This is a genomic window from Halomonas sp. 5021, assembly GCF_036663435.1.
Classification (GTDB): Bacteria; Pseudomonadota; Gammaproteobacteria; order Pseudomonadales; family Halomonadaceae; genus Vreelandella; species Vreelandella janggokensis.
Map to the genome: position 1 here is coordinate 349,218 of NZ_JAXOVU010000001.1, position 16,963 is coordinate 366,180.

The following is a 16,963-nucleotide window of genomic DNA, read 5'->3' on the forward strand; positions in this document are numbered from 1 at the left end:
GTTTTGGACATATAGCCTAATAGAAATTAATACCTCAAAGAATCATAGGCTTGGGAGTATCTGGCAGGCTGCATTTGCCGGCAAAAAGTGCCAGCACGTTCATTCAATCATAGAACGCGCCGTCTAATACGCTGTTAGGAGTTTTATGGAACGAATCCGCCGGCTAATCGCATATTCGGCAGGCCCCATCTGTACGCAGGGTTGGCATGCATTAATCCCTGGTGGCGATCCGTCAAGAGTATTAATTGTATATTGGAAAGAGTACGTGAGAACGTGGGTCATCTGGGGATTCACAGGAGTCATCCTAGCTTGTTTCCTCACTAGTTTTCTCGGAAACTCTTATTTTTTAGAGTCCGTCAAGCAAATGCTCGCGCCGCTGTTTTGGAATATGGTAGTAGTTCTGGGCCTGCTATTTGCGCTTTTCGGTGCCTTGGCATATGCAGTTCGATGTCAGAGTATTTCGTCCTATTTTTTTCGGTCCTCATATGCTGTCCTAAAATTTTCATCAGAGGTAGGTGCGCTTGGTTTTGGGGCCGTTTTGGGTCTACTTTGTGTAGCTTCTTATGAATCGGGGTTTAGCGAGTTTGTTGACTACCTTCGTTCGGTCGTGGGCGTCATGTTACTAGGCGTGGTTTTCTTCCTTAATCTCATTGTTTGGTGGGTCGCTTACTGCTTACGTGAGGAAGTTGAAACGCCAGAGTATTTTCGTTACATCGGTCAGCGGAGGGGGCTTTTAGCTGTAGCCTGTATTATCTCTATCATTGGGCTCGGCGCTATCTCCGCAAGTACCACTCCTAACAAGTCGATGCAGCAGACCGCCTGCGGCGGCAGCTGATCGCAGCGTTAAAGTGCTATATCAGTGGCTCCTAAAAGGCCGCTTCTGGCCGATAACGGCGATCCCGCTAGAACCCCGGGGTTAATCCAAGCGACCAGGTGGCATCGGGTACGCCCACAAGATCCGGCAACCCTTTGCATTGCAAGCCAAATCACGTCAAGACTCAGCTCGACAGCCCTTCGGAACCAGGCACGAAACCGCCCAGCAGGCGGTCGATGTCCTTGGCAGGCATCGGCCGGTAGAAGAAGAACCCCTGGATGAGGTCGCAATGCATTTCGCGAAGCAGTGACAACTGTTCGGCGTTCTCGACGCCCTCGGCCACCACTTCCAACCCCAACCGATGACCGATGAAGATGGCACCCTCCATGATGGCTCTATCCTTCGGCTGTGTGGGAGCGTCGTGTATGAAGGAACGATCGATCTTCAGGGCGGTGACTGGGAAGTGCTTGAGATAGCTCAGGGAGGAATAACCGGTCCCGAAGTCGTCGATAGCAATGTGAATACCCCGATGATAGAGGCGCCACAGGTCCTCGAGGACGGTCTCGTCGGCTTCGATCAGGACATTCTCGGTCAATTCGATGCCGATATCCCGCGGACCCAAGCCGTGACGCTGCAGCGCGTCCTCGAAGCTCTTGAGGGCATCGGGACGCACCAGTTGACGCCCCGAGACATTGATGTCGACGCGGTGCTCATGAAAGCCCTTGGCACGCCATTCCACCTGCTGGCGGCAAGCCTCTTCGATGACCCAGTCGCCCATGCGATGGATCACACCGGAACGCTCGGCCAGCGGGATAAACTCGGCAGGCGAGATCGGCGGGCCCTCGGCAGGCTCCCAGCGTAGCAAGGCCTCGAGATTCTCTATTCGCCCACTGGCCGCCGAGACCTGGGGCTGGTAGTGGAGGGAGAATTCACCGTTATCCAGGGCTTCCTCGAGTTGCGCCGAGAGATAGTGCTGGCGAACCAGCTCATCATGGAGCTTCTGTTGGAAGAAACGTACAACACCCCGACCATCCAGTTTGGCACGATTCTTGGCAACATCGGCATTACGAATCAATTCGCGTGACGATTCACCATTCTCGGGAAAGAGCGCCACACCCAGGCAGGCCGTGACCTGAGACTCTCGACCATCCAGGACGAAAGGTTCGCGGAAGACATTCTGGACATGACGAACGATCCGTCTGACATCTGGGGCCAAGTGGACGCCGGGAAAGGCCAGCACGAATTCATCGCTAGAGACACGGGACACCAGGTCAGTGACTTGCTGGCACTCTCTCAGTCGCCGAGTCAGCTCAATGAGCAGGCGATCGCCCTGATCATAGCCAAGGGCATCATTGATCTCGACGAAGTGATCGATGTCCAGATAGATGGTTGCCAGGCCATTGCCCTGGCGTCGACAGGAATCCAACTGACTGTCCAGATCGACCTCGAAGGTCTGGCGGTTAGGGAGATGGGTGAGCCTGTCGAAACGGGTGGCGAATTCCAGATCACGGTGGGCGCGCTTTTGGTCGGAAAGATCGACATCCACGCAGAACATCAGGGGGGAGTCGGTATGCTCATTGAGCATCAGATGCTGCGAAAAGACCGATACCAGTTCGCCGGTTTTGTGCTTGAGCTCAAGTTCATCGGCGGGTATTTCGACCCCTTCTTTGATCCAGGCACAATGCGCCTGGATCACCTCGTCACGCATGAAGGCAGGAATGATCAGATCTTCCAGTAACTGTCCCTGGGCTTCCTCAGCGGTATAGCCATAAAGCCGAGTGCTACTCTCATTCCAGTAAATCACTCGCCGATCGCGATCATAACCCTGGACCGCCACCTTAGGCAGACTCTCCAGCAGCGCGCGGAATCGCTGCTCACTCTCCAGATACTGGCGACGTACTAACTCAACTTCTTCTCTGTTGGCATCCTGTGAATCGATGCCAGCAGTTGAAGGTGTCTTTGACGCCTTCAACACGAGCGCACCGGAAAACCCCCTGCGTTTTTTCTTCAGGCGTTCCGGATCTCGGTAATGTCGGGAATCGCTGGCAGCCATGGGGTCCACTTAAAGAACAAACACTGTTAAGAGCCATCATGATGGCCAAAATAGGCACTTTGTCTTAGTCATCCTACACCTTGTAGGAGATAACCTACACATACGTCATCAACGGTCTGATCCTGTTTTCAAAAATAATCACTCTTTTTTAGTACGTTTTTTTGACATATCGTTGCAAATCTTTTCATTTTCTTCCTGTTGACCGCAGTGTTTACACCGGCAACACCGGGCAATTCCGCCCAGTTAACAGGAGAAACTCACATGAAACTCGATACTCTGAAGCACGGTTTCGACCCCACCTCCATGCCTGCCGATTCACTCGCCGATTATTGGAATCCGGGAGTGACCGAGGCGCTGAGGCATCAGGATTGGGCGAAAACTGATATTCGGGAGAGAATCGATCTGACCGCCTGGCAGGGGTTTACCGCTGACCTGCCGCGCGATCCCTACGTTAACCAGCGATGGAAGCGGATGTCATGGCTCGCCCTGAATGATCAGGGCGATGTCGAAGATATGGGCCAATGCCCCATGGCCCAGGGGGGAGCCTTCAACGACGCGGAAAGCATGGCGGATCGCCTGCGGTACTATGATCCGCTGACTCGGGAATTCATGGGACGCCCCGATGTGAAGGCCTTTGTTCGCGCCTGGGCAAGGCTGTGGAGTATCGGTGCGCACGAACCCATCCTGATGCAGATCACCGGGGTTCGCGGCGAAGGCAGCATCGACCCCCTCCAGGGACAGGGAATTCATGCCGATGGCTGCAAGGCCCTTAGCATTCTGGTCATCAATCGGGAAAACGTGGCGGGTGCCGAAAACCACCTCTACGCCGACAAGGCTGGCACGCAACCGTTGGCCGATATCACCCTGAATCCGGGGGATATCCTGCATCTGAACGATGACCAGGTATTCCACAGTGTCGACGGGATCGAACAGCTCGACAGCGAGGCACCCTTCGAGCGGTTTATCATCATCATCAACAGCCGCTTCGTGGACGACTTCCAGAATCGGATGCTGCGTCGCCACTTCCCGGAAGCGGTCCTCAATGAGAGCTGCTGATACTCTCGGTAAATGGAGAACCTAGCAATACCCACGCCCCCGGAATTCCGGGGGCGTCTTGGTTGTGCGCCAGGCAGAACGAACCTGGATGAATTTTCTCTCAGCCGTGATCAGTCATCGTTGCCAAATCGTATGGCCACAAAGTAGGCGCGGCCTTCGCGGTTGAGCAGAACAGGCAGCGTTTGATCGTCAGGCAGATTTGTCAGCATTGTCTTCAGCTGGCCTGGGCTCTCAATCGGCTGCTGGCCGATGCTGACCAGAACGTCTCCGGGGCGAATGCCAGCGGCTGCAGCGCGGCCGGTCGGGTCGACCCTGGCAATGCGTACCCCATGATCGATGCCGAGCCGACGTTTCTCCATGTCGTTCAACGGCTGGACAGCGATACCCAATCGAAGCGGATCGCCGTCTGATTGATGAGGACCGGCATTCGGCCACTCGCCAACCTCTACGGTGATGGTCTCATTCTGGCCATCGCGCAATACGGAGAGTTCGACGACGTCACCGGGTGCTGTCTCACCGACCAAGCGTGGCAGTGTAGTGGAGTGGTCCACCTCCTGGCCGTTGACCTCCAGTATGACGTCGCCTGCCTGAAGGCCACTGTCAGCCGCTGGGCCGCTGGGTTCGAGTTCGGCGATCAAGGCGCCCTCGGCCTGTTCCATACCGAAGGATTCTGCCAGGTCCTTGGACACTGGCTGGATGCTGACGCCGAGCCAACCGCGACTCACATAGCCGTCTTCACGCAATTGTTTGGCAACATCCATTGCCACATCGATGGGAATGGCGAAGGAAAGGCCCATGTAACCACCACTTCGGGTGATGATCTGGGAATTGATACCCACGACTTCGCCATCCAGGTTGAACAGAGGTCCGCCTGAATTGCCGGGGTTGATCGCCACGTCGGTCTGGATGAAGGGAACATAGACGTCCTGAGGCAAGGTGCGGTTGATGGCGCTGATGATGCCGGAGGTCACAGAGTGGTCGAAGCCAAAGGGCGAGCCGATAGCGGCGACCCACTGACCGACCTTGAGGTCGGTAGACTCACCTAGGTTCAGGGTGGGCAGGTTGTCTGCCTCGACCTTGAGAACCGCCACGTCGGTCTTCTCATCGGCTCCGACCAACTCTGCCTCAAGCTGGCGGCGGTCGTTGAGGCGTACCAGAATCTTGTCGGCATCCTTGACGACATGGGCGTTGGTCATGATGTAGCCGTCTTCATCGAAGATGAAGCCCGACCCCAGCGATCGACGCGGCTCGTCTCCATGGTCGGGTGAGCCGCCTGGCGGCGTCGGAAAACGGTCGCCAAAGAAGTGGCGAAAGATCTCCGGGACCTCTTGCCCGCCGAATTGCCGGGATGAGGTCATCGTCCTATCGACATCGCGAGTGGTCGAGATGTTGACCACGGCAGGCGCGGCTGCGTCGACCAACTCCGTAAAGTCCGGAAGCTGAGGTTTGTCGGCAAAGGCTGGCGTTGCCAACATCAGCAATAGCGCTAAGCTTATCAGCCAGTAGGGCGAATGGGGTTTGAGCGTCACGACTGGCTCCTTTCTTTCAAGTGCATGGAACATGACAGCATTTTTGTTACAGCGGCCACTTTATAAAGTTCCTTACACTAGTGTCGGGACTTGCACGATTAATCAGCATGGCGCTTACGTCGCGCTTCGATCACGTAGCGGTAAACACGTAGCACAGCTGTGGCAAACTTCTCGATACAGTGTTCGGCGGCACAGCGCGAGGCTTGTTCGCTCATGCGTGTTTTTAATTTATCGTCGCTGAGCAGGGTGTCGATACGTTCGCACCAAGCCTGAGGGTCGGGGGCCGTCTTGTAGCCGTTAACCCCGTGCTGAACGATATCCTCGATGCCGCTGGAGCGGATCACCACTACCGGCAGTCCCGCGGCCATGGCTTCGAGTACCACCATGCCTTGCGTTTCCGAGCGGGAAGCGAAGACGAAAAGCTCGGCCAGGTGGCAGTAGCATGCTACTTCGTCGGGAGGGACGGCCCCAACCAACGTAATGTGCTTGCTAAGGCCTAACGCTTCAATTCGTGCCTGCAATCGCTCGTGGTCATGACCCTCCCCAAGCAGTAGCAGGTGAAAGTCGTGCTCACTGCTGTCGCGTAAAAGCGCTAAACCATCGAGCATAAAGTCGATGTTCTTCTCTTTGCTCAGGCGTGAAATTGATACCAGCACGCGTTTGCCTTCAAGCCGGTAGCGTTGGCGTAGCGTGTCGATCGCGGCGCTGTCAGCGGTGGCAAAACGCGCGTATTCGATCCCCGTCGGCTGGACAAAGATCGGTTGCTTGACGCCGATAATACGCATGTACTCCTCGGCGGAGCTGGTAGGAACAATCACCGCATCGCAGCCGTTGGCAAAGCGCTTGACCAGGGCGTGGGAAATCAAGTTGCGAAACAACGGCCCTGGTAGTGGCACATAGTGAGCGTAGTGCTCCAAGCGGGTGTGGTAGGTGTAAACCACGGGCACTCTGAATAACCGACCCAACAGCTGACCGGCGCGGCCGATCCAGAACGGGTGGTGAACGTGAATCACCTGTGGAGCAAAGGCGCGCACACGCTTAACCAAACGCCAAGAGAAAATGTTAGCCAGGCGAAACTCTTTGTGGCGGCCCATTGGCAACAGCGAGGCCAGGCGCAGTATATCGGCTTCCTCATCGGGAGGCTGATGAGGGTAGCCCGGGGCAACGACCAAGACGCTATTACGAAGCTCTGTTAAACCGCGTTTTAAGCGCTCAACCGATATCGGTACGCCACCGATAAATGGCAGGTAGTTATTGGTAAACATGGCCACTTGAAGTGGCATATCACCACCGGCGTCCGGGTCAATATCAAAGTCAGGGTAGTAATCCTGCTCGGTGAAGATCCGCTTGTATAACCATAGCGCGATGGCAATGAACGTGGAAACGATCAAGATGAAGTTCAGGTAGCCAACGTAAAACAGTGAGTAGATAAAAAACCATAAACTTTCCAGCGTGCGCCAGATCGGGTGCTGGCCAATATCCAGGCGCCGTTCGCTAATCTGGATGTCATCGCCGTCAACGCTGACGGAGACAAAGTGATGGTAGCTCTCGTCATCATTGAGCACTAATCCGCCGGCACCGCCGGTGGTGATATAAGTGGTGCCACCATGTTGCTGACGGTCAAACAGCGGCACCTGGGAAGAGAACACTGCATCCACGTCGGCCTGCTCGATCTGGCGGGTCAACCCTTGGCGCGCGGGGTTCTCAAGGTGATAGTCATGGTTATCGTCCAGGCCGAACAGCCCTGCATGGTCCACCGGGTAGAGTGGGTGGGCACTGAAAAGAAACTGATTGGGTTCGCGCTTTGCGGCAAGTACTTCATCAAGCCATCGTATTTGCCAGCCAAAGTCGGTGGTGCCGGTGCTGTCAAGAAAGGTGAACCGGCTTTTCCCTGCGGCAAAACTAAAGTGATAGGGACCGAAGTGGTCGTAAAAGCGAAAGCCGCCGAGCCGACTTTCCTCATGGGGGCCGAAGGTTAGCAGGTATGGCATTTCCAAATAACTGAGGGTGCCAAACAGTGCGCGGTATTTGTCCTCGCCACCGCTGGCGACAGCATTGCCAGCGGAGATGATAAAGTCATAGCCCTCGCGATTCAGGCGAGGGATAATTTTGCGCTCAAAAATGCCCACCGAGTTGTTAATGTTGCCCAGCACAGCAAAACGGTAGGTATCACGTTCGGTAAGCATCGACTCAATGGCGTTGACCTGGGCAGCGTGAGCGCTGGCAAAGTCCTGCTCAAAAAAATTCAGGTAAGCTTTGTAACCCAGCAGTGCAGCAATAAGGGCAAGGTTGAGATAGAAAAACCACGAAATGAGTCGCTGGCGGGGCACTCGTTGTGTCTCCTGGCTGGGTGGGTAACAGGGGCGATAAGCTGACACAAACGTGCCCGCGCGTCGACAACCCAATATTTTACCCTGTTGGCAATTGGATTTGAGGAGAAAAAGCGGATGGTGCGTCCCGTCACAATAGCGCTAAGTGTTCTAGCATTGCTGCTTGCACTCGGCGGGTTATGGCAATGGCTGACGGTCAATGACATTGTGACAGTTAATAGCCTCCGTGCGTGGGTAGCCGCATCACCTCAATGGCGAGATTCTTCTTGGGTGTTTGTGCTGGTGACGGTCGTCTATGTGATCGCCCTTTTGGTGATGTTTCCGCTGAGTATCCTAGTGGCCGTCACCGGTTTGATATTCGGTCCGGTATGGGGGTTTGTTTATGCAACGATGGGGACGCTGGCGTCGTCGGTCGTGTCGTATGCTGTAGGGCATCGCCTGGGGCGCGAGGCGTTGATGAACCATGGCGGCAAACACATGAATGGGCTTTCGCACTACCTGTCCCGTCGCGGCATCCGAGCAATGACGCTGATTAACCTGCTCCCATTGGCACCTTTTACCCTTACCAATATGATGGCGGGGGCCTTTCACATCAAGTTTCGCGATTACATGGTCGGTTCAACCCTGGGCATTGTGCCAGGGCTCGCAGCCGTCACCTTGTTGGGCAGCCAGCTTGGTGCGCTTGTGACGGCCAGTGACTCCCGCGATGTCATGTTGTCGCTGGTCGGCCTGGGGCTTGGCATCCTGCTGCTATTTGCGCTGCGACAATACTCCCGGCGCAAATCGCGAACGCGCTAGCGGCTTGCTGTGACTCAGTCGGCAATAACCAGCGCCGCTTCAGCCGACGCCAAGCAAATCCTCGCCGTCATGTCAGGTGACTACCGGTCGCTATTCATGATGCCATTTGATCTGAAACTCTATTTCTTCTTCATCATCTGAGCGTTCGTGTTCGATGGTGAACGCCGCTCGGACGGGGACGTAAATACGCTCGCCTGCAATCTGAATATCGAAACGTTCGCCGTTCTCGATGGAATCCGCCAACCGCCGCAGCTTGGCCACAAAGTCTGCTTTCGAGTAGCCTTTTTCTACATCCCTTTCTTCTTTAGTGCTCATTTAACGCTCCTCGGGTCAGTCGTTATTGCCAGTACGTATCGGTAAGTCGCTTGATTTCCAGCATAACAGGCCATACGTAGTTGGTAATGTGCGACGTAAGGCAAACGCGGCAGCGACGAAACGTTTCCAGAGCTTCTGGGACACGCGACGCCGACGCTAAGGTCTAGGCTTCGCTCCACTTTTGGCAGTTGTAAGGATCATACACCATGACGCACGCGACCATTCTACAGCAAGGAACTATCCACTGCTTTCCCGCTGGGTTGCGCGATGAGCAAGGAAAACTGGTCAATGCCGAGGTCTCCGCGGTGCTCTATGACGGCAAAAGGCTGATTCTGGCCAGTGACAAGCCGGTCCCCGGCGAGGAACGCTCGGCGGTCTTTGCCATGCCGATGACGGCACAAGGCCCGGATGACAGCCAACTGGAATACTACACAGCGCCGCTGGTCAAACAGGCTGTCAAGTACGAGGATTTATCCCTCACGGCGGATGGCCGACACGTACTGGCAACCACAGGCTTTGATCGAATCGACAGTGAAAGCCATGTCCTGAACGACTATAACCATTTATTGATTTGGCCGCTGGGCGAACCTGAAAAAGTGCAGGCAGTAGACCCCGACCCACGGGATGGCGTCGAAGGCTCCCTGGAACTGCGCACCAAGCTCGATGAGGCCGTTGGCTTCCCTTATTACAAGGTTGAGGGGCTTGCTGCGGTACCTGGAGAGCGCGGCGATGGCCTGTTGTTGTTCGGCATTCGCGAACAGGGGCGGGCGCATGATGACTTCCGTTACGTAAGCCGTATCGTGGGCGCTCATTACGAGATTAGCGACACTGGTAACCTGGTGTTTATCGATAAAATGCGCGAGCACTACGCCTTTGATCCCGGCCATCACCCGGCGGTTCGTTATGACTGCGGTTTATCGAGCCTGGAGTATGATCCCTACCATGCACGCCTTTACCTGCTTAACAGCTTCGAGGTGAAGGAAGCCGGGGAAGAACGCATCGGCGGTTACCTGTGGGAGGTTAGCCTGGGCGATTTTCGAGCGGGCAGCAGCCCGGCACTAGTGACCACGCCTGAGGGACTGCCCTTGGAGTTCGAGCACAAGGCTGAGGGGCTTGCCGTACTGGATCATGATCGACTGTTTGTTGCTTACGACAACGATCGGCATCTCGGTCTAGGCAGCGTGGATGAGCGTGATGAACGACATGCCTGCGAGGCGCCCTATACTCTCCTGCAGGTTACCTGATCCTTGGCGAGGCCGTTGATGCGTCTGCGATTCCCGTTACACCTGCTGTTCATATTGCAGCTGGCACTTCTGACTGGTTGCGATGAGACGCCAACAGGGCGTTCCCAACTGGCATTGGTGCCCGAAAACCTGATGGCACAGATGGGGGAGGACACCTTCGACCAGTTACTCAATCGCCAGCCAGTATCACGCGATACGCAGGTGAATGAACTGGTACAGTGTGTGGCTGACAAAGTCGTGGCGGGCGCTGAGGCAAGCTACCCAGGGCTCGCTTTCCCTGAGCGCTGGGACGTTGTCGTCTTTGAGGACTCTTCTCCCAACGCCTTTGCTCTCCCTGGGGGGCGCATCGGTGTGCATACTGGTTTACTTCGAGTGGCCGAGACACCCGCGCAACTCGCGGCGGTGATCGGACACGAGGTAGGCCATGTGCTGGCTGACCATGGTAATGAGCGATTGACCCAGCAACTCGGCATCAAGGCCGGGCTTTTGGTCGTGGGATTACTGGGTGAGGGTGAGCTGGGGCATCAGCAGTTGATGCAGGCTTTGGGCATCGGCGCCCAGATCGGCATCAGTCTGCCGTTCAGCCGGACCCATGAGGAAGAAGCCGACCTGATGGGGCTGGCGATCATGGCCCGTTCGGGGTTTGACCCGCAAGAGAGCGTGGCGCTGTGGCGCAATATGGCCGCTACCGGTGGAGGTCAGCCTCCAGAGTTTCTTTCGACTCATCCCGCTCACGAATCTCGTATCAAGGTGCTCGAAACGTCCATGGATGAAGCGTTGGCAACCTACGAGAATGCCTCGCCTGCAGACTGTTCCACATCGTGAGGATCCAGATAATCTGCCATCCTGTCTCTTCAGCTATCTGATACGACATTCCGACCATGACGACGATAAAGATACCGACATCTGACGGGCTGGTTACAAACAGTGCCCTTTACAACGATTGAGGAGACGTAGTGATCTTACCGACTCTGGCCATCATCCTGGGGTTTGTCCTGCTCCTGTGGAGCGCTGACCGCTTCATTGATGGTGCCTCGGCGGTAGCCGGGCACATCGGGTTGCCTTCTTTGGTGATCGGCATGGTCATCGTCGGGTTCGGCACGTCGGCACCCGAGATCGTCGTGTCCATCATGGCGGCCCTGGACGGGAATCCTGAACTGGCCCTCGGCAATGCGCTGGGATCCAATATCTACAACGTTGGCCTGATCATCGGAGTAACGGCGCTGATCGTGCCGATTGCGGTGCATTCGACGATCATCCGTCGTGAGTTGCCGTTGCTATTGCTGTTTGGAGCCGTGGCAGGGGCATTCTTCTGGAATGATCAACTTGGCCGATTGGAGTCGGTGTTGCTACTGATGGGGTTCTTTGGCCTGATGGCCTGGACGACCTGGGCAGCCCTGCGTGGCAAGGGTGATACATTAGCCGTCGAGACTGAACAGGAACTCTCCTCGCATGCCATGACACTTGGCCGAGCCATCCTGTGGCTCCTCGTTGGTCTGGCGCTGCTGTTGGTGAGCTCGCGGATGCTGGTGTGGGGGGCTGTCTCCGTGGCGAGTGCCCTGGGCGTCAGTGATCTCATCATCGGACTAACGATCGTGGCGCTTGGTACCTCGCTGCCGGAGTTGGCATCGTCGATCGCCGCGGTTCGCAAGGGGGAGCACGATATTGCCATTGGCAATGTCGTGGGTTCCTGCATGTTCAATCTATTGGCAGTGGTGGGTATCGCTGGTGTTATCGCACCGATGGAGGCACTTTCAGCGGAGGTCATGCTCCGCGACTGGCCGGTGATGATGGCCATGGTAGTAGGCCTGTTCATCATGGGCTTTGGGATTCGCGGCAAGGGGCGGATCAATCGAATCGAGGCGAGTCTGCTACTGCTGGGGTTAGTGGCCTACAACGGCTGGCTGGTCAACGCTGTACTGACAGTTTGAAGGCTTTGCTCTGACAGGTGGTGGCCGCCATCCAAGGTTGAAATAGGAGATACCGCCTTTGGTCTGGCGGCTTTCGTTGGGCTGGAAGCGCATAACTTGGCAGCGCACATCAATCGTATCGACGTGCCGGTCCTTATGGACCGGCATTGTCGGGCAAGGCCCCAACGATCAGGGGTTGATGCGGTTATTGGCGTCGGTAAAGCCGATCAGAGAAATATCCAGGTCCATGCGGTCGCCGCGTGGACCAATCATGCTGAGGGTTGCCGTATTGCCACTGCGGAGTTGCTGCAACATCGACGGCTCAATGGGGGCGTCAGCACGGCACCCTTGCGCCTGGCAGACTTGGTAAGGGAACTGGATTGGCTCAGCGTTATCCACACTTAATTGCAAGCCTGCGGCCAGACGCACCCCCAGCGGAACGAAGAAGCTCATTACCGGATCATCGATCTGGGGTGGGTAGTTGAGAATGACCTGCATCAAGGGCTGGTCGCTGCCAGGTTGAGTAACCAATTGCGACATCGCACAAGGCGACGGGCCCTCGGCATTACGCCGGCAACGCACCTCCCAGTCCTGGAAAGACTCGGTGGTGACATCATCACCGGTAGACGTACTCGGTTGTTGTTGGCTGAAGGCGTTGGGAGACAACACCAAGATCGATAATAGACCCATGATGCATAGATTTTGAGCAAGACAGCGCGGCATTAGCTTGATCTCCTGTTGGTTCACGGATGATGGATGATAATACTCACCATGCCTGCTTGTTCGCTTGAGGTCGAGCCCCTTGGGTCAGTGTTGAGCTCAATGACGCTCGAAGCAGTCCTGAATTGTCAGCTAACTGCCAAGGATGGGTCAGTTTTAACCCGGCGTTATGCGTTGGGACTGGCCGGTGATGATGGCCAAGGTAGTGGGGCTGTTTATCATGGGCTAAGAGGTTCGCGGCAAGGGGCGGATCAATCGCATCGAGGCGAGCATGCTACTGCTGGAGGTAGTGGCCTATAACGGCTGGCTGGTCAACGCCGTGTTGAGAGTCTGACCGAGTGGAAGACCCGTTATAGTGAGTTTGGTTCTGTTATGGGTGGCAATGCCGAAAACTCAGCAGTTTTGCGCACAGCATCGATATCGTCTTGAAGCGACATTGCGCTTTCTGAACGGGCCAGTGCCATCCTTGAATGTTTTCTGGCGGCCGCTACCATCGCACTGTCACCTGTTCCGGCCAGAGCGAGCAGGGCTTTCTGCAATCGGATCGACACCTCCACCATACCCGCGCCGTCCCGGGCAATTGCCGTAAAAGCATCGTCGAACAGGTCGTCGATCAGCAGTTCTGGCACTGAGATACGGTTATAGGTAATCGCTTGCAACCGGTCTATCTCTACGGGGGATTGCCAAAGGGTAAATAGTCGCACCAGTGTGCCAATCACGTTTATCGCGGTTCCCGGGTCATTGATGCCCGGCGACAGCGCTTTGTCGGCGATTTCGGACAACGCCAGCAGCCCGAAGCGAGGATCATCCTCAAAGGTACGGCTTGAGCCAATTGTGAAGGCACTGGAGAAAGCCTCTGTCTCGAACGCCTTGCATTCTTCGGCGTCTTTAACAATATGAAGCAATGGAAGGTGTGTATGAACAAAGGTACCCGGCAGTACCGCTACTGTTACGTGGCAATTGTGCGCTTCAGCACAGGCTTGTAATGTCTCCAGGTCGATATGCTGGACATAGCCAATTTTCGAAGAACAGGTAGGAATGCCCTTGTCAGCCGCTTGATGCGGGGAGGCTGTCAACGCGCCGAGTGAAGGCGCATGCCGACGGCGGTTCAGTGCGTCGCCTGCGGCCTTTTCCGCTTTCTCGATGGTATTCACCACCTTGCCTAGCCGTGCGATTCTGTCCACCCAACGAACGAATGTGATGATGACAATGGCAAACACCAACAGCGTCAGTGCAAAGATCGCAAACCGGCCTGCCGCGTCAAACATGTCATTCTGGATGGTTATCAGCGAAACGATACTGAAGATAAAGGCGCCTATAAATGCCGACAATGCGTTCTGGGTAACGTCATCCGCAATCACCAGCGGTATGGAGCGGGGAGTAGCCCCGGTGCTGGCGGATGCATAAGCGGCCACCATGGAGCCCACTGCAAATGTTGCAATCACCAGCATGCTGGACGCCATGATGGTCAGTAGCGATTCGACAGACGCCAGGGTGATATCCGGTAGCACACTCGACAGCCCCATCGTGTCAGCGAGCATGGCGATGAAGGTACCGCCTATAGAAAGCACGCAAAGGAGCAGTGGCTTGACCCAGAGACGCTCGCTAATCCGACTAAAAGCAAAGCGCAGCTTGTCCAGGGTGAACAGCTTTGATTGAGCCATAATTCCATCCTCTGTGGTTAGGCTCAAGGTTCTGAGGCCGACTTGTAAAAATCCAGGCGGCAGGTCCGACGTCGAACCCAGTCGAGCTAACGGCCGCGCATATGCTGTCTTCGTTATCCCGCGCCTGAACCCCTTAGGCAACCCAGAAAACGCCCAGGCGAGAAGCTGTATCTGGAGAGTGTACGCCTTCCCGAGATGCGGAGGAATACAGCGAGCGCCGCATAAGCGCTGTAAACAGTGCATTCCATCGGCGAGGTATGCCAGGATTGCCGTGTATCGTAGGCAGCTTGTGCTTGCATCTTTCAGGCGCTTAATGGTGGGAATTCACGAGTTGGCCAATGCAGCTGGATATGTGGTTTATCTATTTCGCCAGTTGTGTGGGCTTGTCGCTCTCGCCTGGTCCCAACGGGCTTCTTGCACTCACGCATGGGGTGCTTCACGGAAGCCGCAAGACGCTGTTTACGATTTCGGGTGGCGCGATAGGGTTTGTCATCGTTATTGCTCTTTGGATGTTTGGCATGCGTGATGACGGAATCTTTGGCAGAGTTTATTTTGGCAAGCGCTGCTAGCCGCATTCGACACTGGCTAGAACTTGCCGGGCGAGGGTTTAATCGCGTTTGCAGAGGTCTGTTCATGGTAATTGGCGCAGCGCTGCCGTTGCGGGCTTGAAGCATCTACGGAATGAATCGTGATAACTAAACAGTGGCTATTACTGTTGCTCGCAGACGCCATCCTGATCCTCCACGTTCTCTTTGTAGTTTTCGTGGTACTAGGCCTGTTGGCTGTTTACGCCGGGTATCTGCTGAAGTGGCAGTGGGTGCGTCACCGCGGTTTTCGTATCGTGCACTTGTGTGCCATTGGCTACGTCGTGGGGCAAGCCTGGTTGGGGATGGTCTGTCCGCTGACGACCTGGGAAATGGCGCTCAGAACCGAGGCGGGGGCGGCCACTTATGCCGGTTCATTTATTCAGTATTGGCTGCACAGCCTTCTTTACTACAGCGCGCCGGACTGGGTGTTTGGTGTGGTTTACAGCATATTTGGCGGCTTGGTGCTGGCGAGTTGGTGGGTGGTGCGGCCACGTAAACGGGTTCGCTAGCATATGTGGGTGTACTAAACTTGGTTAATCATGTCGCAATGAGGAGCGAATACATGCGGCATCTTTTCGTGATGCGCCACGCCAAGGCCAAGCAACCCAGTGACAATATGACCGACTACCAACGGCCGTTGCGCAAACGGGGAAAGCGTCAGGCGACGGCAATGGCCCCTGTGCTGCAACGCTGGAAAGCGTTGGAGGGGCAGGTTCACGTCAGCACGGCGGCTCGTACGCGGGAAACCCTCGACGACATCGCCGCGCAGTTGCCAGAACGAGCACTCATCAATCAGCCTCAATTTGACGACGCTCTCTACACCTTCGACGGTGAAGAACTACTGGCATGGCTCAAAGCACTGCCTGATGAACCCGAAAAAATGCTTGTTATTGGCCATAATCCGGCCCTTGTGGATCTCGCCTGCTGGCTCAATAAGGAAACGCCGACGTCGCTGCCTACCGGCAGCGTGCTGCATTTCACGTTGCCCGATACACCCTGGTCATCCATGGAACCTGGCTGTGCGGAGCTGGTGAGACGACTGACCCCGGAAGAGGCCAGCTATTCACTTTTCAAGCGCCTTGCCCCCAAACCATCTGATCATAAAGGCAACACGTCCAGCCGACTCCTTGCCATGCTCGAGCACCAGTACCGGATGGTCAGGGCCCTGGAGCCGGGGGTGATCGCAGGTGTTGATGCTGAATTTCTGCATCAGTACCGGGTTAACCTGCGTCGCAGCCTGGCAGTGGGCGAATCCGTACGTTCCATTACCAAAGTGCCTGGCCTGAAAAAAATGCTTAAGCGGCTCAAGTACCGTGCCCGGGCCACCAGCGACCTCCGCGACCTTGACGTGTTTCTGGAGGATATTGGCAATACGTCACCGCCGCTTTCTTCCGCGACTCGTCAAGCTTTGCAGCAATGGCTTCAGGATTGCCAGCGGACAGAGCATCAAGCCCTGTGCGAGCAGTTAAGCGCGCCGGCGTACGCCGAGGAAATGCAAAACTGGCAGAGGTTTATCGCTTCCGATGACGTCAAGAAGGCGCTCACCAAGCTGACGCCCAAGCGTATCAAGGCGGTGCTCAATAAGCGCATTGCAAGCCACGATAAGGATCTGGCGGCACTTTCTTTAGACGCCCCTGACACCTCTTTGCATGAACTTCGCAAGGGCGTGAAGCGCATCCGTTATCTGGCCGATCTGAATCCCAAGGTCCCCAAGTCGTTTCTGGCAGAATTGAAGCACCGTCAGCGCCTGCTCGGTGACTTTCAGGATCTATGCACTCGACAAGCCTGGCTAAATGCCTTCATCGAAAGCGCTGATAACGACGCTGAACAGAAGAAAGAGTGCGCGTCATGGGGCGCTTCGTTGGAGAAGCGAAAGCACGAACTGCGCAATGAGGTATTGGCATTGGCTCCTTTGGCCCGCTAGTTGATACCCATCTGGCGAA

At 55.8% G+C, this 16,963-nt stretch carries 15 protein-coding genes; 9 read left to right on the plus strand and 6 right to left on the minus strand.

The window, feature by feature from the left end:
- Nucleotides 1–145 precede the first annotated feature (145 nt).
- Entirely contained in the window at nucleotides 146–835 is a 690-nt protein-coding gene (locus R3F64_RS01790) for a hypothetical protein (protein ID WP_332609442.1), read from the plus strand.
- Between the two features lie 163 nt (nucleotides 836–998).
- Here the strand turns inward: R3F64_RS01790 and R3F64_RS01795 are convergent, their stop codons facing one another.
- On the minus strand, nucleotides 999–2,867 hold the full coding sequence (locus tag R3F64_RS01795; protein WP_332609444.1) for a putative bifunctional diguanylate cyclase/phosphodiesterase: 1,869 nt from the start codon (nucleotides 2,865–2,867) through the stop codon (nucleotides 999–1,001).
- 261 nt (nucleotides 2,868–3,128) lie between these two features.
- Here R3F64_RS01795 and R3F64_RS01800 point away from each other — a divergent pair, with 261 nt between their 5' ends.
- A complete protein-coding gene (locus tag R3F64_RS01800; protein WP_264823212.1) occupies nucleotides 3,129–3,923 on the plus strand; it encodes a 2OG-Fe dioxygenase family protein in 795 nt (264 codons plus the stop codon).
- 110 nt (nucleotides 3,924–4,033) lie between these two features.
- Here R3F64_RS01800 and R3F64_RS01805 read toward each other — a convergent pair whose 3' ends face one another.
- Together R3F64_RS01805 and R3F64_RS01810 are read right to left on the minus strand one after the other, a co-directional pair.
- Nucleotides 4,034–5,398: a DegQ family serine endoprotease gene (locus R3F64_RS01805; RefSeq protein WP_332609812.1), complete on the minus strand. Its 1,365-nt coding sequence runs from the start codon at nucleotides 5,396–5,398 to the stop codon at nucleotides 4,034–4,036.
- Nucleotides 5,399–5,550: 152 nt separating this feature from the next.
- Entirely contained in the window at nucleotides 5,551–7,782 is a 2,232-nt protein-coding gene (locus tag R3F64_RS01810; protein WP_332609446.1) for a glycosyltransferase, read from the minus strand.
- 117 nt (nucleotides 7,783–7,899) lie between these two features.
- Here R3F64_RS01810 and R3F64_RS01815 point away from each other — a divergent pair, with 117 nt between their 5' ends.
- The gene (locus R3F64_RS01815; RefSeq protein ID WP_085918742.1) at nucleotides 7,900–8,580 is read left to right on the plus strand and encodes a TVP38/TMEM64 family protein; all 681 of its coding nucleotides are present in this window, start codon (nucleotides 7,900–7,902) and stop codon (nucleotides 8,578–8,580) included.
- A gap of 90 nt (nucleotides 8,581–8,670) precedes the next feature.
- Here R3F64_RS01815 and R3F64_RS01820 read toward each other — a convergent pair whose 3' ends face one another.
- Entirely contained in the window at nucleotides 8,671–8,895 is a 225-nt protein-coding gene (locus tag R3F64_RS01820) for an amphi-Trp domain-containing protein (protein ID WP_085918741.1), read from the minus strand.
- 206 nt (nucleotides 8,896–9,101) lie between these two features.
- Here R3F64_RS01820 and R3F64_RS01825 point away from each other — a divergent pair, with 206 nt between their 5' ends.
- The 3 genes from R3F64_RS01825 to R3F64_RS01835 all read left to right on the plus strand — a co-directional run bounded on the left by R3F64_RS01825 (nucleotide 9,102) and on the right by R3F64_RS01835 (nucleotide 12,070).
- A complete protein-coding gene (locus R3F64_RS01825) occupies nucleotides 9,102–10,139 on the plus strand; it encodes a hypothetical protein (protein ID WP_199283402.1) in 1,038 nt (345 codons plus the stop codon).
- 18 nt (nucleotides 10,140–10,157) lie between these two features.
- On the plus strand, nucleotides 10,158–10,964 hold the full coding sequence (locus R3F64_RS01830) for a M48 family metallopeptidase (protein ID WP_332609450.1): 807 nt from the start codon (nucleotides 10,158–10,160) through the stop codon (nucleotides 10,962–10,964).
- A 131-nt stretch (nucleotides 10,965–11,095) separates the two neighbouring features.
- Nucleotides 11,096–12,070, plus strand: coding sequence for a calcium/sodium antiporter (locus R3F64_RS01835; protein ID WP_332609452.1), 975 nt, complete (start codon nucleotides 11,096–11,098; stop codon nucleotides 12,068–12,070).
- Nucleotides 12,071–12,238: 168 nt separating this feature from the next.
- Here R3F64_RS01835 and R3F64_RS01840 read toward each other — a convergent pair whose 3' ends face one another.
- Together R3F64_RS01840 and R3F64_RS01845 are read right to left on the minus strand one after the other, a co-directional pair.
- A complete protein-coding gene (locus R3F64_RS01840) occupies nucleotides 12,239–12,772 on the minus strand; it encodes an invasion associated locus B family protein (RefSeq protein ID WP_332609454.1) in 534 nt (177 codons plus the stop codon).
- Nucleotides 12,773–13,119: 347 nt separating this feature from the next.
- Nucleotides 13,120–14,433 (minus strand): DUF2254 domain-containing protein, encoded by a 1,314-nt coding sequence (locus R3F64_RS01845; RefSeq protein WP_199283396.1) that lies wholly within the window; start codon nucleotides 14,431–14,433, stop codon nucleotides 13,120–13,122.
- Nucleotides 14,434–14,771: 338 nt separating this feature from the next.
- On the opposite strand from R3F64_RS01845, the gene R3F64_RS01850 reads away from it, so the two are divergent.
- The 3 genes from R3F64_RS01850 to R3F64_RS01860 all read left to right on the plus strand — a co-directional run bounded on the left by R3F64_RS01850 (nucleotide 14,772) and on the right by R3F64_RS01860 (nucleotide 16,944).
- Nucleotides 14,772–15,002 (plus strand): hypothetical protein, encoded by a 231-nt coding sequence (locus R3F64_RS01850; protein WP_332609458.1) that lies wholly within the window; start codon nucleotides 14,772–14,774, stop codon nucleotides 15,000–15,002.
- Nucleotides 15,003–15,121: 119 nt separating this feature from the next.
- Nucleotides 15,122–15,529, plus strand: coding sequence for a DUF2784 domain-containing protein (locus R3F64_RS01855; protein ID WP_442908811.1), 408 nt, complete (start codon nucleotides 15,122–15,124; stop codon nucleotides 15,527–15,529).
- 53 nt (nucleotides 15,530–15,582) lie between these two features.
- Nucleotides 15,583–16,944 carry a CHAD domain-containing protein gene (locus R3F64_RS01860; RefSeq protein ID WP_332609460.1) on the plus strand — a complete coding sequence of 454 codons (1,362 nt, stop codon included), beginning with the start codon at nucleotides 15,583–15,585 and terminating at the stop codon, nucleotides 16,942–16,944.
- Nucleotides 16,945–16,963 lie beyond the last annotated feature (19 nt).